Below are 21,383 nucleotides of genomic sequence, written 5' to 3' on the forward strand. Positions count from 1 at the left end.
ATTAAATCTAATTTTGTTAATTACAAACAACGCGTAAATGGCAAATCAAACTCTACATAGCATCCCGGGCAGTATCGATTTCCGAAAGGTTGCGCGCAAACTAACCGTTGTAGAAAACAACCTGCCGGGCGCCGAGGAACTTTTAAGATCGCTACCCTACAATATTACACCAGTAACCGGCATTACCGGGCCGCCGGGTGCCGGCAAAAGCACACTGGTAAATGCCATCATCAGCGCCTTATTGGATAAAGGTAAAAAAGTGGCCATTTTAGCTATCGACCCTACATCGCCCTTTAATTTTGGCTCGCTACTGGGCGACAGGATCCGCATGGCCACACATTTCAACCACCCGGATGTGTTTATCCGCTCGCTGGCCACCCGTGGTTCGCTGGGTGGCTTGTCTGCCAAAACTATCGAGATGGCCGATGTGCTGCGTGCATCGGGTTTTGATCATATCATCATCGAAACCGTGGGCGTGGGCCAATCGGAAGTGGAAATTGCGGGCCTGGCCGACCAAACATTTGTGGTGTTGGTGCCCGAGGCAGGCGACGAGATCCAGAACATCAAATCGGGCCTGATGGAAATTGCCGATGCCTTTATCATCAACAAAGCCGACAGGGAGGGTGCCGACTCATTTATCAATAACTTAAAAAAGATCATCCACCAAAAAGAAGGGGCGCAGATCCCGGTGTTACGCGCCGTTGCCACCAAAAACGAAGGGATAGACGAAATAGCCGGGATGATATTAGCCCCAACCAAAATACCCAATAGCCGCCGCGAACTGCTGCTCACCCAAAAAGCCTACAACCTCATCCAGCAAAACCGCATGGCCGGCATCAACAAAAAAAAGCTCCAGCAAGATATTGCTGAAGCGTTGAAAAAGGAAGATTTTAATCTGTATCGTTTTATTGCAAACTTAGGCCCCCTAACCCCCTAAAGGGGGAAAGTACCCACCTTTTCGCCTTATGCTTTTCAAAAGCTCCCCCTTCAGGGGGTTGGGGGCGGCCTAATTCATTATCTCCTCAATATGTGCTGCTTCTACCGGTATATCGGCCATAAGGTCTATGTTTCCATCTTGGGTGATAAGGATGTTATTCTCTAACCGGATACCCAAACCTTCGGCAGGGATATAAATGCCCGGCTCGCAGGTAAGGATGTTACCAACCTCGAAGGGTTTGTAGCGGCTGGCGTAATCGTGTACATCTAAACCAAGGTGGTGCGAGGTGCCGTGCATAAAATATTGTTTATACAATGGCGCTTTAGGGTCCTGTTTGGCTACGTCGTGCTTATCCAGCAAGCCAAGCCCTATCAGTTCGCTCTCCATTATTTTACCAACCTCTTCGTGGTACTCGTTCCAAATGGTGCCTGCCACTATCATGCTGGTAGCGGCCTTCATTACACGCAGTACGGCATTATACACATCGCGCTGGCGCGGGGTAAAGCGGCCGCTCACCGGTATAGAGCGGGTCATATCCGCGTTATAGTTGGCGTACTCGGCTCCAAAATCCAGCAATATCACATCGCCGTCTTTACAAATCTGGTTATTATCTATGTAGTGCAGCACATTGGCGTTGTTGCCCGATGCGATGATAGGGCTGTAAGCATGGCCCGTTCCGCGCTGTTTAATGAACTCGTGGATGATCTCGGCCTCAATTTCGTACTCTGCTACACCCGGCTGTACAAATTTCAGTACACGTACAAATGCATCACGCGTAAGCCCGCAAGCGGTTTTGGTAAGCGCTATCTCGGTATCAGATTTTATTACACGTAAGTCGCGTAGTATCAGCGCCGATCTCTCGTAATTATGCAAAGGATACTTTAACCGCAGCGCCTCGTACATGCGCATATCGCGGTAAGGCACGGTGTGGCTGTAGCGGTCGTTCTCGTTGGTGTTAATATAAACATTATCAGCATAGTTAATAATACCATGCAAAATACTGTCATAGTCCTGCAGCCAAAAGATGGTTTGGATACCTGATGCAGCCCTTGCTTCGTCCTTGGTGTACTTATGACCCTCCCAAATAGCTATATGCTCGCTGGTTTGTCTTAAAAACAGTACTTCTTTGTATAGCGGATTAGGACAATCGGGAAATAAAACCAAAATACTCTGTTCCTGATCGATACCGGAGAGGTAAAAAAAATCAGGATTTTGCTTAAATATAAAATTTTGATCGCCGCTACGCAAAAACTCATCATTTGGGTGGAAAATAGCTATAGAACTGGGTTTAAGTCGGGAAACGAAATTTTTTCTATTAATTGTAAATAGCTGCTCATTTACAGGTAGATATTTCATAATTCAGGAATATGTATTTTAATAAAAACAATTTGTTTTTATTATTTGTAGTAGTATTTGTAAATTTTGGAACAAAGTTTGGTAATCGTTTCAAACATAATTACTAATTTTGAAAAAAATCACAAATAAATCGTTTAATCTTAAAACTATGAATTATTCTACATTAAAGAAAACAGCTACCTTGTCGTTCGCTGCTTTGTTGACTGCTGGGATGGTTAGTGCGCAAGACACCACTAAAACCGTTACCACTACAACAATGTCAACAGACACAACAATGTCATCTGGCACAACCACCGCCAAGGTATTTGGTGGTAGGGGACAGTACAAAACCTTTAGCATCGGTATCAACGGTGGTTTAACATCACCATTTGTTGCAATTGGCGGTGTTAACGATTGGGAAAAAGCACAATTAGGTATCGGTTACGGTATTTCTTTGCGTTCTCAGTTAGCCCATTCATTCGGCTTACAGTTAGACTTACACGGTGGACAAGTTAAAGGCAGAAATGATGACAATGGTAACCCACAGCAAATCGGTTCAAGAACAGCCTTCGCTACTAAATTCTACTCTGCTACTTTAAGTGGTGTTGTTAACGTTGCTACTATCGACTTTATCCGTCGTAAAAACTCTGTTAACTTCTTCATCACAGGTGGTGCAGGTTTAGCATTTTACAAACCAAGCTACGCTGAAACAGTTGCTCAGTACAACGGTGGTACAGATGCTTTCAATTTTTACTTAAACGATGCTAACGGTAACCCAACTACTCCGGGCCAACCAGGTAGCGGAACAAGCAAAAGAACTGTTAAAGAGTTGATCATCCCTATTGGTGCAGGCGTTAAATTCAAACTTACTGACGCGGTTGCCCTTAACTTAGGTTACACCATGAACTTTATTGATGGTTACAACTTTGATGGTACTGCTACTCAGCGCGACACAAGAGATAAATTCTCTTACGGTTACGCTGGTTTAGAGTTCACTTTAGGTGGCAAAGGCAAACCAAACTTAGACTGGGTTAACCCTGTAGCTATGATGTACGACGAATTGTACGATGCTGCTTTACGCCAGGAAGTTGAAGCTCTTAAAACTCGTGTAACTAACGTTGAAAACGCTGTTACCGATCTTAAGAAAGATTCTGATGGTGACGGTGTTGCTGATCAATTCGACAAATGCCCTAACACACCTGCCGGTAGCGTAGTTGATGGTTCTGGTTGCGTTATCGTATTCCCAGCTACTGCTGCAATGTCAGATTCGTCTAAAACTGGTACTGCTTATTCAAACATCCAGTTTGAATTTGATAGCTCAGTATTACGTACATCATCTTACCCTACATTAGATGCTACTTCAGCTGACTTACGTTCATCTGGTGCAACTGTACAGGTAAACGGTTACGCTTCATCTGAAGGTACTGCTGCTCACAACATGTCATTATCACGTGACCGTGCTAACTCTGTAAAAACTTACTTAGTTAACTCTGGTGTTACTGCATCTAAAGTAAAAGTTAAAGCTTTTGGCGAAACAAACCCAATTGCTGATAACTCTACTGAAGAAGGCCGCGTACTTAACCGTCGTGTAGCATTCGCTAAGAAATAATATTCCTTTAGAATAATATTATTGCGAAAGCCCCGGATAACCCGGGGCTTTCTTTTTTTTGTTAAATTTGCCGTATGTATTTCTTCCGCAAAAAAGACCCTAACCGGCCAACCAGTTTTAATCTTAAGGTAATGCATATCATCAATGCCATTGCAATCAGCATGTTTTTGCTTGGCATTATCTATAAGCTTATCTACTGGTTTATTCTGAAGAAGTAACCGCGCTAACCTGTTGCCCTAACCAAACTTACATGAAAACCATTATCAATACCACTAACGCCCCGGCCCCTATTGGTCCATACAGCCAGGCAGTAGCCGCAGGCGGCTTACTTTTTGTATCCGGCCAGATTCCGATGAACCCCGCCACCGGCAAAATTGTAACCACCGGCATTACCGATGAGGCAACACTGGTAATGGAGAATTTAAAAGGCATATTAGATGAAGCCGGCGTTAGCTTTGACAGCATTATTAAAACCACCATCTTTTTAACCGATATGCAAACCTTTGAGCAGGTGAACGAGGTATACGGCAAGTATTTTACTGCCGATTTCCCCGCCCGCGAAACCGTACAGGTTGCCGGCCTGCCAAAAGGTGTTAATGTAGAGATCTCGGTAATTGCGTTAAAGCCCTGAATTTTAAAAATTGAACAGTCAGCAGTTTCAAACACCCATTGAGTATTTAAAAGGTGTAGGCCTTGCCCGTGCAGAAGTGCTAAAGAAAGAGCTGCGAATTTTTACGTTTGAGGACCTGCTCAAACACTTCCCGTATAAGTATATAGATCGTACCCGGTTTTATAAGATAAAGGATGTACAGCCCGATATGCCTTATGTGCAGGTGCTGGCGCGATTGATCTCCAAAGAGATCATCGGCGAAAAACACACCAAACGCCTCGTAGCCCAAGCAAAGGACGACACAGGTATTATAGAACTGGTGTGGTTCCAGAGTATTAAATGGGTAGAGAAAACTCTTATACCCGGTAAGGCTTACGTACTGTTTGGCAAGCCCGGCTTTTTTAATGGCAAAGCCCAGATGGCGCACCCGGAGATGGAGCTTTACAACTCCGGCGCGGCCCAGCAACGTGGTACCCTTACCCTGCAACCCGCTTACAATTCTACCGAAAAACTAAAGCAGTTTACCCTGGATAGCAAAGGGCTGCAAAAACTTATAGCAGGGTTGCTGGATCAGCACGCTAAAGATATTCACGAGAACATCCCCGCCTATTTGTTAAACCGTTTTAAGCTGGCACCCCGTGCCGATAGCTACCGCAATATTCACTTCCCGGATAATGCCGCGCAGCTTAACGAGGCCATCCAACGCTTAAAATTCGAGGAGTTGTTTTTTCTGCAACTGAAACTGCTCAAAAACAAACTCACCCGTGCGTCCAAATTCAAGGGCAATATTTTTGGAACAGTGGGCCATTACTTCAACGAATTTTACCACCATAAGCTACCTTTCGAGCTTACCAATTCGCAAAAACGGGTTTTAAAAGAAATCCGCATAGATACCCAGCGCGGCGTGCAGATGAACCGCCTGCTACAAGGCGATGTAGGTAGCGGTAAAACGGTAGTGGCGCTAATGAGTATGCTCATCGCTATAGATAATGGTTTCCAAACCTGTATTATGGCACCTACGGAGATATTGGCCAATCAGCATTTTCAAACCATTAAAAGTTTGGTTGGCGACGATTTTGTAGAAGTGGCCTTGCTAACCGGATCGGTGCCGCAAAAAAAACGCAGGGTTATCCACGAAAAGCTGGAGGATGGCAGCCTTAAAATACTCATAGGCACGCACGCCCTTATAGAAGATAAAGTACGATACCAAAACCTGGGCTTGGTGGTGATAGATGAGCAGCACCGCTTTGGAGTGGAACAACGCGCCAAGCTTTGGCGCAAGAATATTGTTCCTCCGCATATTTTAGTGATGACGGCCACCCCCATTCCCCGTACACTGGCCATGACCTTGTACGGCGACCTCGATGTATCGGTAATTAACGAACTGCCCGCCGGGCGCAAGCCTATAGAAACCAAACATTTTTACGAGGCCCAGCGCCTGCGCATGTTTGGATTAATGAAACAGGAGATAACCAAGGGTCGGCAGATATACGTAGTTTACCCGCTGATACAGGAGAGCGAAAAGCTGGACCTGAAGAACCTGATGGATGGTACGGAGATCATGAGCCGTGAGTTCCCGCTGCCGCAGTTTCGCATCAGTGTGGTGCACGGTAAAATGGCCGCAGCCGATAAAGATTTTGAGATGCAGCGTTTCATTAAAGGCGAAACGCAGATAATGGTGGCCACTACCGTAATAGAGGTTGGGGTAAACGTACCCAACGCATCGGTGATGATCATAGAGAACGCCGAACGCTTCGGGCTGTCGCAATTGCACCAGTTGCGCGGGCGGGTGGGCCGCGGTGCTGAGCAATCGTACTGCATCCTGATGACGTGCCCCAAACTCAGCAACGATGGCCGTATACGCATTAACACCATGGTAAAAACCAACAACGGTTTCGAGATAGCCGAGATAGATATGCAGTTGCGCGGCCCCGGCAACATTGAAGGCACCCAGCAAAGCGGTGTGCTCGACCTGAAAGTGGCCAACCTCGCTACCGACCAGGAGCTACTAATAACAGCACGCAAATGCGTAGAAGATATTTTAACGAAAGACCCCCAACTCGCCCTGCCCGAGAACCTGTTGCTAAACCAACCCTTCCAGGCAAAAAATGCAGGTTTAAGCTGGGATAAGATCTCGTGAAAAATAAAAATAAATTTGCAACGCGAAACGTTTCATGTTACATTTGTATATGATCGTAAGTATACGCCATAAGGGGTTGAGACAATATTTCGAAAAAGGAGATGCCTCCAAACTTCAACCTCAAAACTTAAGCAAAATACGATTAATTTTAACCCGCTTACATGCAGCAAAAGTTATTAACGACCTAAACGTCCCCGGCTACGCACTGCATCAATTAACCGGCGAGTTAAAAACCTTTTGGGCTGTTAAAGTTGATAAAAACTACCGCATCATTTTTCAGCTTATAAGCGAAAATGTTTACGAAGTGGATTATTTAGATTATCATTAATTAGGAAGGAGATTTAAAATGCATATGTTCGACCCCGCCCACCCAGGCGAATTAATACGGGAAACTATACAAGGACTACAGGAAGAAACCGGTAAAAAGTTAACCGTGGAACAAGTTGCTATCGGATTAGGCACAACACGTAAAACATTATCGGCAATTATTAATGGCAAACAAAGTGTTAGTACCGAAATGGCACTTCGCCTGAGTACTGCCTTTAATACTACGCCCGAATTTTGGTTACATACCCAGGAAAATTACGATTTAGCCCTGGCGCGTAAAACAGTAGATGTTAAACACGTTAAAATTTTTTGGCAACCAAAGGTTGCATAAATTTTAACGTGTTTAACATCTTAACTATTACATTTAGATTATTTTTACTTAAACACCCATTCACGATGAAGAAATTCTTACTCCTCCTCTCTTTATTTTTTGCCGTTACCACGCTTAAAGCGCAAGATTCATTAATGATCCGCAAGCTGTATGATGAAGCTCTTGTAAACGGCGAATGCTACGAAAACCTGCGTTACCTGTGCAAAAAAATAGGCTCGCGTTTAAGCGGATCGGTTGGTGCAGAAAAATCTGTAGCGTGGAGTAAAAAACTCATGGATACCTATGGCTTCGATAAGGTTTACCTGCAGGAAGTAATGGTCCCGCACTGGGTTCGCGGTGCTAAGGAGGAGGGCTTTATTATTGATGGTAAAACCCGCATTAAGGTTCCTATCGCTGCGCTGGGCATGTCGGTTGGTACGCCTGCGGCCGGTATCACCGCCAACATTGTTGAGGTTAAAAGTCTTAAAGAGCTGGACGCGCTTGGCGAAAGCGTAATAAAAGGCAAGATCGTTTTCTTTAACGGCCCATTCGATCCCCGGTTTATCGAAACCGGACAGGGTTATGGTGCGGCGGGGATCCAACGCTTTGCAGGCCCATCGGCTGCTGCCAAATATGGTGCGGCTGGCGCGATTGTACGCTCCATTACCCCTGCGCTTGACGATTACCCACACACCGGCGGTACCGTGTATGCAGAAGGCGGCCGAAAGATCCCCGCGGCGGCTATCTCTACCCTTGCGGCAAATAAGCTTAGCAACATGTTAAAACTGCGCAAGCTGCCCCTTATTAAATTCTACTTTAAACAAAGTTGCCAAACCCTCCCCGATGTAAAATCATACAACGTCATCGGCGAGGTCACCGGCAGCGAACACCCTAACAAATTCATTAGCGTAGGCGGGCACCTCGATTCGTGGGACCTGGCCGAGGGCGCGCATGACGATGGTACCGGCGTAATGCAATCGGTAGAGGTGCTGCGCATCTTCAAAAAAACCGGCTACAAACCAAAAAATTCGGTGCGCGCGGTATTCTTTATGAACGAGGAGAACGGGCACAAAGGCGGCCTTAAATACGCAGAAGTTGCCGCTCAAAACAAAGAGGAGCACATCGCAGCAATAGAAACAGACGAAGGTGGTTTCACCCCGCGCGGTTTCAGTTTCCAAGGCATACCTGCGGCACAATTAAAAGCCATTAACGATAAATACAGCGCGCTGTTTGAACCCTACGAGGCCGACAGGCTGGTAGCAGGTGGCGGCGGTACAGATATCGGTCCGCTTAAAGAAACCATACCATCTATCGTGTTGATAGGTTTCCGCCCAGATTCGCAACGGTATTTTGATATCCATCACACGCCAAACGATGTTTTTGAGAACGTAAACAAACGCGAGCTGGAACTGGGTGCAGGCGCTATAGCAGCCTTGGTTTATTTGATAGACCAGCACGGCTTATAAAACAAATAAAAAGAGGCGCCACATAAAGCGCCTCTTTTTTGTTATAATAAAGCCACAAAACCCTTACCATTGCCATAATAAAAACACAGGTTTGTAAATTGCAGGCCTCAACACAAATACCTCATCAATGCCCGAAGAAGATAGTACAAGCCCCCGGATAGAAACGTTTGCCGCATTACGATATAAGGATTTCAGATCTTATATCGGTATGCGTTTTTGCTTCACATTTGCTTACCAGATGCAGGCCGTTATCATCGGCTTTTATATTTATCACCTCACTAAGGATCCTTTCGCCCTCGGGCTTGTTGGGCTTTGCGAGGCCATCCCTGCGGTTGGCATTGCCCTGTACGGTGGCTACATTGCCGATAAATCTGAAAAACGCAAAATGCTGCTGCTGATATTTATCGGGGTTTTCATCTCCTCATTGGTGATGTTTTTAATAACCCTGAAGGGTGCCGGTAATTACATCCACCAGAGCTGGGTGGTGCCCACCATTTATGTAATGATATTTTTTAACGGCGTTGCACGTGCATTTTACGGCCCCGCTACGTTTGTTATTTACACCCAAAGTGTACCAAAAGAAATTTACACCAACGCCGCCACCTGGAGCAGCAGCACCTGGCAAATTGCATCAATTTTAGGCCCCGCGGCAGGCGGGCTTATTTATGGGTTTCTGGGTATTTCGATCACCTTCGCGGTTATCCTTGTTTTCCTGGCCATATCGCTGGTGCTTATTTACCTCTTAAGATCATACCCGCCTATTTTTGTACCGAAGGAGAATATCTGGAAAAGCCTTTCGGAGGGGATAAAATTTGTATTCAACAGTAAAATGATGATAGGTGCCATGAGCCTCGATCTTTTCTCGGTGTTTTTTGGCGGAGCAGTAGCACTTCTTCCGGTTTTTGCCAACGAGATATTAAAGGTTGGTGCCGAGGGCCTGGGTATTATGCGCGCCACCACATCGCTTGGCGCAGTATTAACCATGTTGGCTATGGCCCGGTTTTCGCCTATGGGCAAGCCCTGGCGCAATTTGCTTATAGCGGTTACCGGCTTTGGCTTCTCCATCATTTGCTTTGGCTTATCGCGAAGTTTCTACTTATCGCTTATCTTTTTATTTACCGAAGGCGCTTTTGACAGTGTTAGCGTAATTATCCGTGGCACCATTATGCAGCTGCTAACACCCGATCATATGCGTGGCCGGGTATCGGCGGTAAACGCCATGTTCATCGGCTCATCTAACGAAATAGGTGCCTTTGAATCGGGTACGGCAGCGCGGTTGCTGGGCACAATCCCCGCGGTATTATTTGGCGGCAGCATGACTTTGGCTATCGTAACCATCACCTACCTCAAAACCAAAAGCCTCATACCGCTCTCGTTAAACCAGATCCAAACCCCCGAAGCGGTTGCCGAAAACTAATTGCTTAAACCAATACTTAATTAACGGTTTAAGCAATTACTAAAATGGCCTGTTAATTAAAAATTGATTTAAATTTAACTTAGGGGCAGGTGTAAAATGCTTATATTTAGTAGCTCAACTGAACTGCACATTGACCCCGAAATGTTTAAATAGATCACAAAGCGTTCTGCTGATATTGGCGTTATTTTTTGTCGCGCCTGTTTTATCCGGGTTCAAAGCCTCCGTTCAAAATAAACCTGACGCCTACAAGTTCGGCCTGTTCGTCTCCATCAAAAACTTGTCCGAAGATAAACGGGTTGAGGGCGCGCGCCTGATGTACAAAAACAATTGCCGTAATATGGCCGAGCGGGACGCCATGAAAAGCCTGGACGACCTTACCGTCATAGCAAAAGAAAAGGCCGACCTGCCACTGGAGTGCGCCGTGTTTGATATGCGAGCCGATTACTATTCGGTAAACCGCAGGTACAACCCATTAAGCAACTTGTATTACGACAAAGCAATATCGTTTGCCGATGAGCACGCGTTGCCGCTCGAAACCGCCATATACATGCACCGCAAGGCGGTATACCTACTCATCTACAAACAAAACATTTCCGCCTGCCGGTACTTTTTGTTCTCGCAGGAAAAATTCCGCGAAATTGGTTTTGATAAAGTGCCGGATATGGGCTCCTATTTTTCTGAGCTCGCCGATTTTTACTACGCCATGGGCGATTATGATAACGCCCGCGAAAACCTGAAACAGACCTTAAAATATCAGCAGCCGGCAACACGGGCGCGCATAAATACCTTAAACACTATTGGCTTAACTTACCGTAGTACCCAGCAGTTTAAAACCGCCATGCGGTACTTTGATGAGGCCTTAAATATGGCCAAAACCATTCGCGACAGTGCCTGGGTAGGTATTACAACCGGCAACATTGGCTCGATATATTTTATGCGGGGGGAGTATAAAAAAGCGCTGCCGCTCATTCAAACAGATTATAAGGTATCGTTACAGTACAACCAAACCGTTAATGCCGTTACGGCACTGCTGCGCCTGGTAAAAATAAGCCTGGAGGCCGATAGCCTAAGCCAGGCATCTAAACAACTTTCCATAGCAGATGAATTGCTAAACCAGAGCCGCGAAGATGTGCTGAAGTACCGCGTAACGTACTACAAGCTGAAAGCATCGCTGTATGAAAAGCTTGGTAATATGACACAATCTAACCTGTTCAACAAAAAATACAGCGCCGCCAAGGATAGCCTCGAAAACCGCGACAACCTTGCTGCTATTGAAGGCGTACGCTTGCAATGGGAACTGGATAAAAGCAAGGCCCAGATAAATAAACTGAAGATAAACGCGGAAATTGGGGCATACAAACGCAACACCGTTATTATTGTACTATTGCTTTTAATGGTGATAAGTATACTCATTTATAAACGGCAGCGGCTAAAAACAAAAAAGGACCAGGAACTACTGGCATCAGAAAAATTACGGTTGGACGAAGAACTAAACAACGCCACGCTTGCCCTGCATGGCTATACCGAAAACCTGATGCAGAAGAACCTGCTGATAGAGGAGTTTAAAACCGAGGTGGAAAAACTGCAGCTAAAATTCAGCAGCGAAGGCGATGCCCGCGAGCTGGATAATATGATGAAAGCCCACATTATGACGGATGAGAACTGGGGCGAATTTAAAAAGCTTTTTACCAAGGTACACCCCGCGTTTTTTTATCGCCTGCGCAATAAATACCCGCACCTTACCGGCACCGATACAAGACTGATGGCCCTTATAAAACTCAATTTAAACAACCGCGAAATGGCCGGTATGCTGGGTATTACTACCGATGGGATAAAGAAAGCCAAGCAACGCCTGCGTAAAAAAATGGAGCTGAAGGCCGGAGACGAAATTGAAGATATGGTTACAAAACTTTAAGGCTGCTTATTTAGGAAAGCCCCATTTGTCCTGATTTTGTCCACCCCTAAAATTTTCTTTTAAATTATCATAACAGCATATTTGATATATTAATCAGCTAATTAATTTCACGCGGGAAACCGGTATTAATTAATTCAGCAGTAGATTAACTATAATGCAATAAAAGCTGTATATTTATTTTATAAACGCCCAACTCCCCGCCTGCATTTGCAGCATAACCAGTTAGAGACGCTTTAAATACAGTTTTGCAGATCGCTACCGCGATTACGCACAGCGCAGCAAAACATTAAAAACGGATTCCCTCCTCTTTTGGGAACGCATCGTTTTTAACGGCGAGCAGCAGGGCATCGGCCTTGCCTGATACATTCATCGCCATCTGCATCCATTTATTTTTTGTTGTATGCCAGGTGTTACAACAACATACTAAAGCAAGCTTGCTACCTGTAAAATAGTTCCATTTTTAGCTACCACGAGGCAATGCGGTACTACTAAACCCATTGCAAACCGTTGGTAACTGACGATAATAATTAAAGTTTAACGTTTACAACGACCCCTATGGAAACAAACAACAACAAGATCAAATGCCCCAAGTGCATTGTGGGCATCCTCAACCGAAGGGCCAAAAGGCCGTTTTGGATGAAAACATTATTTTTTTGGCTGCCCATAAAACGGTACGAATGCGGGAGCTGTTACCGGCGTTCTTACATATTCGGTTCTTACAACCAAAATGCGCCGCAGGGCACCTAAACTATTTACGCTTTAGGGGCACGAGTGTTAGCACCCCGGCATTTGGGTAAGCCTCATATAAAACGTATGGCCTGTTGTGGCCCGGCATCATTAAAGGTGTTAGTATGCGGGCTTTAGGTGCATAATTCCCTTGCGTTAATTGCACTTTTTTCCAATTGGCAGGCACGTAAGTTTTTAGTGTAAGCGGCAGGTTGTACATGCGCTTATCAAGAGAGTGCGTAAGTGTTACAGTAATGCGCCAACCTATGTCTTTTACGCTTACGCTGGCGCTTTGCCGCTCGCGCAGGTAACGCGCCGCATCGCCAAACGTGGCCACCCATAGTTTATCGTTGCTGGCTTTAATGTAGCTAAAGTACTCATCCAGTTGCTGGTGGGTTAATGCTTCCCAGCCAATGCCGTCAACACCGTGGAAGGTAAGCACCAGCCAGGTATTAGTTTTATTGGCGGTAGTATCAACCCAGGCTTTCATCATGGGCATGGGTGTTTTGGTTGTTGCCCCGCGCTGAAACTGGATGTATTCCTTATCGGTGCTGCCGGGCTCGCTGCGGTTGCCACGACTGATCTCTTTTAACCAGGGTTCGGGCATGCGGTTACGTAAGGCGGGGTAAACCTTGTATAGGTATTGCATCACCCGCTCATTCTCGGTGCCGAAAGGGCCTTCGGCAGAGAAGGTGTAGCGTTCGCCTAACTCTCTTAAAATATCCAAGCGGCTGCTTTTCATCTCGTAAAGCATATTGGCTTCGTCCAGCGCTGCCAGGCGGGGATGGGTAACCATGTGGCTGGCAAATTCGTGCCCCTGTTTGGCGTAGCCACGTATATCGGCCCAGGTGGTGCCGTGGGCGTCCATATATTCGGTATTGTGCTGAATACCGGGCTTAAATTCGTTGTTACGTACTTTTTGGTATAGCTCATCCATCACCGCGTAAGCATCGGTTAGTTTCCCGGCATCTACCAGCGAGCCCGCTTTATAATGATAATCCAGCGGGCCAACCAAACCCAGATAGCCTGCTGCCGAGGCGCGCTCATAAAAATTTTCCGCATTGGTTGGTATGGTGGCAGTTTCGGCAATAATGATGTTTACAGGCCGGCCAATAAATTTGCCCGGATACCTGGAGCCGGGTATTTGCCCTGTAATAATAAAGAAGGTAGCCTTAAGGTTTAGTCTATTAAGTACCGGCAGGGCCTGCTTAAATTGGTTAATGGAGCCATCATCAAAGGTGATAGAAACGGCGCCGCGCTTATCGTCCGGCCAGCGGGTGATCGTAGTTTCGCCCGGCGACTGGGCTTTCGCCTGGTACGCAAACAATATAAACGCGAAGGCAGATAACTTTAGATATTTCATTTAAGGCTGATGATTAGCGGTTTATAAAAGCGAATATAAGACGAAAGCCGTAAGCAAAGCGCCAACCTTGGTAATTGTTACAAAAGCAGCATCAGTATTTTATTTGATATTTTATACCGTGTTTTCACCCTAAAAAAAAGGGTGAAAATCGGGTACTTCTACGTATTTTTTATTTGACTGCGGCAACCTATCTTTATTGCGCCCCTAAACCTTATCACAATCAATAGATTCCCCAGCCTTAGCTTTCCGTGGTAACTAATTTAAAATGATCATCCGTATTTTAATCGTCCTCATTTTACTTTTATCCGTTTTAAATATTGTTGGCCAACCGGCCCATACCGATCAGCTCAATCAGGCAGTACAACAAACACCCCCAAGCCTCAGTCCCATTGTCGAAATATTATCGGCACTCACCGTTTTATTACTCTGCCAAAATTACCTCAACAGGCAACTGAACAAAATTAAGACCTCGGCACTTAAAGCCAAACTAAATAGGCGGCTTTTCCATCAACGGATAAATCCCGGCATGCCTCTTTACAGCAATTCTTTACAGCAGGGTTAATTCATCCCATCCTTCTTTTTTCTTACCTGTTAAAAAAATAAAATATATTTTATAAGTAAATGAATATTCATTTATATTTGTAGCGTATTAAACAAAACATGCGTACAAGAGATAATAGTAAAGAACAACTGGTAAAGCAAAAAGCCGTAGAGCTGATGGTAAAACATGGCATGGAAGGCTTTAGCATGAATAAACTGGCTAAAGAATGCCGGATATCTGTAGCTACGTTGTACATCTATTATAAAGACAGGGACGATTTGATAATGAACATAGCAGCTGAAGGCGGCACGCTTTTTAGCGATGCATTGATCAAAGATTTTGACCCGGATGCCTCGTTTGAAGCCGGGCTGCGCGTACAGTGGAGAAACCGTTACCAGTTTATGAAGGAGCACCCACAGCTTAACCTGTTTTTCGACCAGTTGCGGAGCTCCAGTTACCAGGAGAAGTTTCTCGCGGGTTTTCTGCAGGAATTTAAACAGATGATGGGCAAGTTTATGCATAACGTAATAGCGCGCGGCGAGATAGAAAAGATGCCTTTTGAAACTTATTGGTCTATAGCCTTCTCGCCATTGTATGCGCTGGCCCGGTTTGATTACGAAGGGCAAAGCCTGGGCGGGATGCCTTTTAAATTAACCGATGAGGTACTATGGAAAACCTTTGGCCTGGTGGTGAAGGGATTAAAAAAATAAAGCGGCGGCGTATCCAATATTCCGGGCTGATGATCGTCAACGATGATAGAGCCCCATCGGATAAGCTGCCAAAAAAAGAAAAGTGATGTACTGTCCAATTATTTGCCCGGCAATAGTTATTAGATAAAGTTGATACCATGGAGAATTTTAACCACGTACTGCTATTTAAAACCAACATCAGCTGCGACGCCGATAAGGCTTTGGTATGTGCCATGCTGGGCGATAGGCCGGGGGTTGAAAAATGGAGCGTAGATACCGAGGATGAAGACTGTGTACTGCGGATAGTATCGTACACCCTGCGCCACCAGGAAATAATTGAATTGATAAACTATCACGGCTACGAGTGCCGTGAACTAATATAAACCAACATGCAATCAAAACAACCGGCTGTACCATTTAGCCGCTATCAAAAATTCGTTATATTTATTTTAGCCATTACCCAGTTTACAGTGATACTGGATTTTATGGTGATGTCGCCCCTGGGCGATATGCTGATGAAATCGCTCGATCTAAAACCGCAGGCCTTTAGCGTGGCGGTATCGGCCTACGCCTTTAGCGCCGGTATTTCGGGGCTGCTTACCGCGGGCTTTGCCGATAAGTTCGACCGTAAAAAATTACTGCTCTTTTTTTACACCGGCTTTATTGTTGGTACCATCTTCTGCGGCTTCGCCGAATCGTACCAGGCGCTGTTGGCCGCCCGTATAATTACAGGTTTATTTGGTGGCGTTATCGGGTCGGTATCCATGGCTATCATAACCGATATTTTTGCTTTACAGCAACGTGGCCGTGTTATGGGCTTTACCCAAATGGGCTTTGGTGCCAGCCAGGTGCTGGGAGTGCCTATCAGCATATACATAGCAACCCTGTGGAGATGGGAGGCACCCTTTTGGATGGTGGCGGCCATAAGCATACTTATATTTACTGCTATTGCCGTTTACCTTAAACCGCTTACGGCTCACCTTGCCATCCAGCACGACAAATCGCCCTTTGAGCACCTGTGGCATACGATTGCCAAAAAGAACTACCGTATTGGGTTTACCGCTACAGCGCTAATGTCTATAGGTGGGTATATGATGATGCCCTTCGGCAGTGCCTTCGCGGTAAATAACCTTGGGGTAAGTTATGATCAATTAACGGTATTGCTTATTGTATCGGGCATTAGCGGCCTGGTTATTATGCCGCTGATAGGCCGCCTGAGCGATAAGATTGATAAGTATGTAATTTTCGCCATCGCTTCTATCTGTATGATGGTAATGTGCGTGGTGTACACCAACTTAGGCCGCACCCCGCTATGGGAGGTAGTGATATTTAACGTGCTGATGATGATGGGCATCATGAGTCGGATGGTGCCAGCAGGGGCCCTGGTAAGCGCCATCCCGGATATGGCCGACCGCGGAGCTTTTATGAGCATCAACGCTTCTATGCAGCAGATAGCGGGCGGTGTTGGCGCCGTGGTATCTGGCGCGCTGGTGTCGCAGGCATCAAAGGGTAGTCCGCTGGTACATTACAACTGGGTGGGTTATGTTATTGTGGTGATATCGGTGATCAGCATATTGTTGTTGCGCCGGGTAGATAATCTCACCAAAAACAAAATGGAAGACAAAAAAATGGTAATACCCGAAGGCGAAGCAATATTGAGCGAAGGGTTTTAAAAAATTTCGAAAGCTTAAAAAAACACCAAAAAAAGGCGTGAAAAAGCAAGTTTTTCGCCCTTTTTTTGCTTAAAAACAGCAAATTTTAGCAAATTTTGCAAGGTAAAATGGCGTTTTGCTGCCTTTTCAGATGGAATAACTATATTGAGACATTGATAGTAAACAACAAAACAAACACTAATCACATCAGCAATTGATGAAAAATATTGCAGCACTAATTTTAATTATTTCGTTGTCCTCTTTTACAAAATCGGGGCATAAACCTTCCGAAGAAGTAACCAATTATTATGGCACATCGGATATTATAACATTCAATAAGGCAGACTTTAAGCTGTCCTGGAGCTCTCACCCAAATGCAGTTTATTACAAGCACGAATATTTACCTAAAGGAGATATTGCCGATCATTTTATCGACATGGTATTGCTGGATTTTGTACAGGGAGATTTTTCTGCTAAGGATGCGTTATCGGCCCAGGTAAAAACCATATTAGAGCGCAAAAAAACGGATGCGGTTTGTAATTACCAAGTAAACCAAAGCCCTGATGGAAAGCAGTTTATACTTGATTTTTTGATGAGCCAAAGCAGTGGAAACAAAATTGAGCTTTTAGAATGGAGCGCTTACCACTATAAGGAATACACTGATAAAGCCGGCCATAAGGGTGTTTTAATGCTGGGCGTAAGCCACAGAGCATATCGCGATGGCACAACTGCCTTAATAACAAATCTTTCAGAATTCAGAAAGGAGAACATAAAAGCATTGATCGGGATTCCTTTTCCGGAAATTCAGGTAAGGTAATCACCTGGTTGAAGATTGCAACTTAACTATCTCCCCATCATCGCCTTCACATCATCTGTTGTGCCTTTAAACGGCCCGGCATTTTCAATTTTTAGCCCGGCCATGGCAGAGGCAAATTTACCGGCATCTAACACATAGTCGCCTTTTATACGGCGGTACAGGTAGCCGGCCATGTAGGTATCACCGCAGCCGGTAGCATCAACCACTTCGGTGGGTTTATAGGCGGGGATCTCGTAAAAGGTATGATCATAAAAAATTACAGAACCCATACTGCCGAGGGTCATCACTACTTCTTTTACACCCCAATCAGCCAGTATCTGCGCGCCTTCTATGATATCAGCGGTACCGGTAAGTACCTCAAGCTCACGCTCGTTCACCTTCAATATGTCTATGTATTGCAGCGCCTCTTTTTTATCCGCCCAGTCTATAGCGTGTACGCCTTTATCAATTACCTCGCGCAAATACCCCTGTGCATCGCACGAAACGTTACCGCGGCTAAACAGGTTTTTAATGAGTTCGGTAGGGATATCATCTGCCAGTAAAGGGCCAAGGTGAAAGATAATGGCTTCGGTATTGGCGAGGTCGGCAACACTAAAGGCATCGGCTTTTTGCAGTACGCGCTGGGTACGGTTGTCCTGGTTTTCGCCATAAATATTCTCAAAATAAACGGTATGCTTGCTGGGCAGTGCTTTCACTTCGATGCCAAGGTCGCGCAGATCGGTAACACTTTGCAACTCGGTTTCGGCAAGGGCTGTAACCAGCCCATACTTCACATCCATGTTGCGCATAGCGTGCGAAAAATAAAAAGCGGTGCCGCCGGCCATGTGCATTACAGCGCGGGGGGTTACTACTTTATCAAGGGTGATGTGGCCAATGCAGCAAATATCAAGCATAAAAGTTCCGGGAAATTGAGGGATGCAATTTAGGCATTGTGGCCGGTTTTATAATATTTAAGTTTTATCAACTATAAAATGTATTTGAACGGATTGAAAAACAAGCGTCACAAGCAGGTTACATTACCATACTACGTTAGTGCGCATTTTATCATTAAATTGTGCCATCTCACATCCACTACATCATGACTACCAATACTGCTAAAAAAGTTATCTCTTTATTTGCTGCTATAACGATTTTGACGCTGATATCTGTCACCACGGCTAATGCTCAAACGGTACCAGCCGAAGACCCTTACCTGGGTATTATCCCTGCACCGGCATCAGTAAAAAAAGTAGCGGGCGCATTTATCTTCAGCGCGCAAACCCCTATAAAAGCTGATTGGCCAGCGGATAAAGCCGTTGTTTTCCTGAAAAACTATTTGAAGGATAGCAGGCATTTCAATAACAAAATCGCTAAACACAACCCTAAAGTCAAGGTATCGGCAGGGCTGGTGTTAACCTCCTACGGTGCAGATAAATTGCCTGCCGAGGGTTACAAACTCACCATCACTCCAAAAAAGATAACCATAGTAGGTAAGGGTGCCGGGCTATTTTATGGTATACAAACATTAATACAATTAATGCCCGTACAGCTTTCGGCCAGGGAGAAATTACCGTGCGTTACCATTGAGGATGCCCCCAGGTTCGGTTACCGGGGCATGATGCTGGATGTATCGCGGCATTTTTTCACCGTCCCGCAGGTAAAGCAGGTGATAGCGCTATTGGCGGCCTATAAGCTCAATACCTTCCACTGGCATTTGGTGGATGGGCAGGGCTGGCGCATCCAGATCAAAAAATATCCCAAGCTAACCGAGGTTGGTGGCTACCGCCAGCAAACCATGTACGGCAACAATCGCGACTGGCCCGACAGCCTCAGCTACGGTGGTTTCTACACCCAGGACGACATCCGCGATGTAGTGAAATTTGCTGCCGACAGGTTCATCAACGTGATCCCCGAAATTGAAATGCCCGCTCATTCGGATGCTGCCTTGCGTGCCTACCCCGAACTCCGCTGCCAACCCGACGATCCTAAAAATCCTTCCAGAAGCATCAGCGGCATCTATTGCCCTACCGAAGAAACTTTTACCTTTTTAGAGAATGTGCTTACCGAGGTGATGGAATTGTTCCCAAGTAAATATATCCATGTGGGTGGCGATGAGGCCAATAAGCAGCCCTGGAAAGAATCGGCATTTGTACAGAATTTAATGAAGGAGAAAGGCCTGAAAGATGAGAAAGAAGTACAAAGCTATTTTATACAGAGGATGGAAAAATTCATCAACGGCAAAGGCCGCACCATGATAGGCTGGGACGAGATCCTCGAAGGCGGGCTTGCCCCAAATGCCATAGTAATGAGCTGGCAGGGCGAAGAAGGCGGTATTGCCGCAGCACGCCAGCATCATAACGTGATTATGACGCCGCAAACTACCGGTAACTATTTCGACCATTACCAAAGCGGCTCGCCGCAGGAACCGGTATCTTTTGGGAGATATGCGGTGTTGAAAGAAACTTATGAATATGACCCCGTATCTAAACAACTAACCCCCGATGAGCAGAAATATGTAATGGGCACCCAGGGTAACCTATGGACAGAGTACGTGCCCACCATGGCCAAGCTGCAATACCAGATCCTGCCGCGCCTGTTCGCATTGGCTGAGGTAGCATGGACCAAACCCGAAAACAAGAACTACGATAACTTTGCCGATGTACGCCTTGCCAACCATTTCGGCAGACTGGAGGCGATGGACTATAACTATCGCGTCCCCACACCCTTCGCGGTTATCGATACCATTTTGTTCGGGAATAAATTCACCTATACGCCGCAATCGGTAGTGCCGGGCGCTAAAATATATTACACTTTAAACGGCCGCGATCCGTTGGATACCGACCTCCAGTACGTATCGCCGGTAACCATTATCATCCCGGCAAACGAAAAACGCGAGTTTAAGGCCCGGGTGATCACCCCCTCAGGAAGGCGCAGCATTGCTACCCGCGTATTGATGTACAATCGCCCGCTTATCCCGGCTACTGTTTACGCTAATGGCAAACCGGGTCTCAAGTACAAACTGGTAAAAGGCCGCTTCACCTCGCCCGACCAACTGGATTACGTTACCCTTACCGATTCGGCAACCACAGATAAGTTAAACGCCGAAGTGCTAAAAAAAGATAACCCTTACTTCGGTATTGTTTATGATGGCTATATCGATATCCCCGAGGACGGCAGCTATAATTTTTCGCAGGCATCATACACCGATACACAGCTCTTTATCGACGGCGAAAAGCTAACCGAAACCGAATACGTGCTCCCGTTAGCCAAAGGACTCCACAAAATAAAGGTGAAATACATTTACCAGGCACCGGTGCAAACGCCCGGCAGCAGAGTAAGGCAAACGCCTTTACACATATATATGATTGAGCCCGGTGAGGCCGCAAAGGGAGAAATAGAGGCGGGGAGCTTGTTTTATTAAGCAGGAACAGAACAGCGTTTCACGGCAAACGCCATTATAATAAGGGTAAAAAAGTTTACAAAAGTTAACACATTTCAGAGTGTTAACTTTTTAAGTCACTAACAATCAATTAGTTAAACTTTTGCAGGG

General features: G+C 45.7%; 18 protein-coding genes and 1 pseudogene. 16 read left to right on the forward strand and 3 right to left on the reverse strand.

The features are described from left to right. Nucleotides 1–37: 37 nt before the first annotated feature. The gene (gene meaB / locus EPL05_RS05315) at nt 38–937 is read left to right on the forward strand and encodes a methylmalonyl Co-A mutase-associated GTPase MeaB (RefSeq protein WP_128532817.1); all 900 of its coding nucleotides are present in this window, start codon (nt 38–40) and stop codon (nt 935–937) included. A gap of 69 nt (nt 938–1,006) precedes the next feature. Here the strand turns inward: meaB and EPL05_RS05320 are convergent, their stop codons facing one another. After that, nucleotides 1,007–2,293, reverse strand: coding sequence for an aminopeptidase P family protein (locus tag EPL05_RS05320; RefSeq protein ID WP_128532819.1), 1,287 nt, complete (start codon nt 2,291–2,293; stop codon nt 1,007–1,009). Between the two features lie 109 nt (nt 2,294–2,402). On the opposite strand from EPL05_RS05320, the gene EPL05_RS05325 reads away from it, so the two are divergent. The 9 genes and pseudogenes from EPL05_RS05325 to EPL05_RS24595 form a co-directional block, all read left to right on the forward strand. Continuing rightward, nucleotides 2,403–3,881: an OmpA family protein gene (locus tag EPL05_RS05325; protein WP_317127882.1), complete on the forward strand. Its 1,479-nt coding sequence runs from the start codon at nt 2,403–2,405 to the stop codon at nt 3,879–3,881. Between the two features lie 74 nt (nt 3,882–3,955). Continuing rightward, nucleotides 3,956–4,099: a DUF6728 family protein gene (locus EPL05_RS23890; protein WP_166727636.1), complete on the forward strand. Its 144-nt coding sequence runs from the start codon at nt 3,956–3,958 to the stop codon at nt 4,097–4,099. 32 nt (nt 4,100–4,131) lie between these two features. Then, nucleotides 4,132–4,512, forward strand: a complete 381-nt coding sequence (locus EPL05_RS05330; protein ID WP_128532821.1) for a RidA family protein — start codon at nt 4,132–4,134, stop codon at nt 4,510–4,512. Between the two features lie 10 nt (nt 4,513–4,522). Next, entirely contained in the window at nt 4,523–6,631 is a 2,109-nt protein-coding gene (gene recG / locus EPL05_RS05335) for an ATP-dependent DNA helicase RecG (protein WP_128532823.1), read from the forward strand. Nucleotides 6,632–6,680: 49 nt separating this feature from the next. After that, entirely contained in the window at nt 6,681–6,959 is a 279-nt protein-coding gene (locus tag EPL05_RS05340; RefSeq protein WP_128532825.1) for a type II toxin-antitoxin system RelE/ParE family toxin, read from the forward strand. Nucleotides 6,960–6,977: 18 nt separating this feature from the next. After that, complete coding sequence (locus EPL05_RS05345; protein WP_128532827.1) at nt 6,978–7,289, forward strand: HigA family addiction module antitoxin; 312 nt, start codon at nt 6,978–6,980, stop codon at nt 7,287–7,289. Nucleotides 7,290–7,354: 65 nt separating this feature from the next. After that, nucleotides 7,355–8,734, forward strand: a complete 1,380-nt coding sequence (locus tag EPL05_RS05350) for a M20/M25/M40 family metallo-hydrolase (RefSeq protein WP_128532829.1) — start codon at nt 7,355–7,357, stop codon at nt 8,732–8,734. A gap of 127 nt (nt 8,735–8,861) precedes the next feature. Further along, on the forward strand, nt 8,862–10,151 hold the full coding sequence (locus tag EPL05_RS05355; RefSeq protein WP_128532831.1) for an MFS transporter: 1,290 nt from the start codon (nt 8,862–8,864) through the stop codon (nt 10,149–10,151). 661 nt (nt 10,152–10,812) lie between these two features. Then, a pseudogene (locus EPL05_RS24595) lies at nt 10,813–11,106 on the forward strand (tetratricopeptide repeat protein); the annotation flags it as partial. Nucleotides 11,107–12,814: 1,708 nt separating this feature from the next. Here EPL05_RS24595 and EPL05_RS05365 read toward each other — a convergent pair. After that, nucleotides 12,815–14,155 carry a polysaccharide deacetylase family protein gene (locus EPL05_RS05365; RefSeq protein ID WP_128532835.1) on the reverse strand — a complete coding sequence of 447 codons (1,341 nt, stop codon included), beginning with the start codon at nt 14,153–14,155 and terminating at the stop codon, nt 12,815–12,817. A gap of 265 nt (nt 14,156–14,420) precedes the next feature. Between EPL05_RS05365 and EPL05_RS05370 the strand changes: the two genes are divergently transcribed. The 5 genes from EPL05_RS05370 (at nt 14,421) to EPL05_RS05390 (ending at nt 17,854) form a co-directional block, all read left to right on the forward strand. Continuing rightward, the gene (locus EPL05_RS05370) at nt 14,421–14,717 is read left to right on the forward strand and encodes a hypothetical protein (protein WP_128532837.1); all 297 of its coding nucleotides are present in this window, start codon (nt 14,421–14,423) and stop codon (nt 14,715–14,717) included. A gap of 98 nt (nt 14,718–14,815) precedes the next feature. Then, nucleotides 14,816–15,406, forward strand: coding sequence for a TetR/AcrR family transcriptional regulator (locus EPL05_RS05375; protein ID WP_128532839.1), 591 nt, complete (start codon nt 14,816–14,818; stop codon nt 15,404–15,406). Nucleotides 15,407–15,543: 137 nt separating this feature from the next. Further along, nucleotides 15,544–15,768, forward strand: coding sequence for a hypothetical protein (locus EPL05_RS05380; protein WP_128532841.1), 225 nt, complete (start codon nt 15,544–15,546; stop codon nt 15,766–15,768). A gap of 6 nt (nt 15,769–15,774) precedes the next feature. Beyond that, nucleotides 15,775–17,058 carry an MFS transporter gene (locus EPL05_RS05385; protein WP_128532851.1) on the forward strand — a complete coding sequence of 428 codons (1,284 nt, stop codon included), beginning with the start codon at nt 15,775–15,777 and terminating at the stop codon, nt 17,056–17,058. Nucleotides 17,059–17,254: 196 nt separating this feature from the next. Continuing rightward, nucleotides 17,255–17,854 carry a hypothetical protein gene (locus EPL05_RS05390; protein ID WP_128532854.1) on the forward strand — a complete coding sequence of 200 codons (600 nt, stop codon included), beginning with the start codon at nt 17,255–17,257 and terminating at the stop codon, nt 17,852–17,854. Nucleotides 17,855–17,880: 26 nt separating this feature from the next. On the opposite strand, the gene EPL05_RS05395 is transcribed toward EPL05_RS05390, so the two are convergent. Further along, a complete protein-coding gene (locus tag EPL05_RS05395; protein WP_128532856.1) occupies nt 17,881–18,747 on the reverse strand; it encodes a PfkB family carbohydrate kinase in 867 nt (288 codons plus the stop codon). Nucleotides 18,748–18,932: 185 nt separating this feature from the next. Between EPL05_RS05395 and EPL05_RS05400 the strand changes: the two genes are divergently transcribed. Beyond that, on the forward strand, nt 18,933–21,254 hold the full coding sequence (locus EPL05_RS05400; protein ID WP_166727637.1) for a family 20 glycosylhydrolase: 2,322 nt from the start codon (nt 18,933–18,935) through the stop codon (nt 21,252–21,254). The last annotated feature ends 129 nt before the right edge of the window (nt 21,255–21,383 follow it).

The sequence above is a fragment of the Mucilaginibacter gilvus genome (assembly GCF_004054195.1).
Lineage (GTDB): Bacteria > Bacteroidota > Bacteroidia > Sphingobacteriales > Sphingobacteriaceae > Mucilaginibacter > Mucilaginibacter gilvus.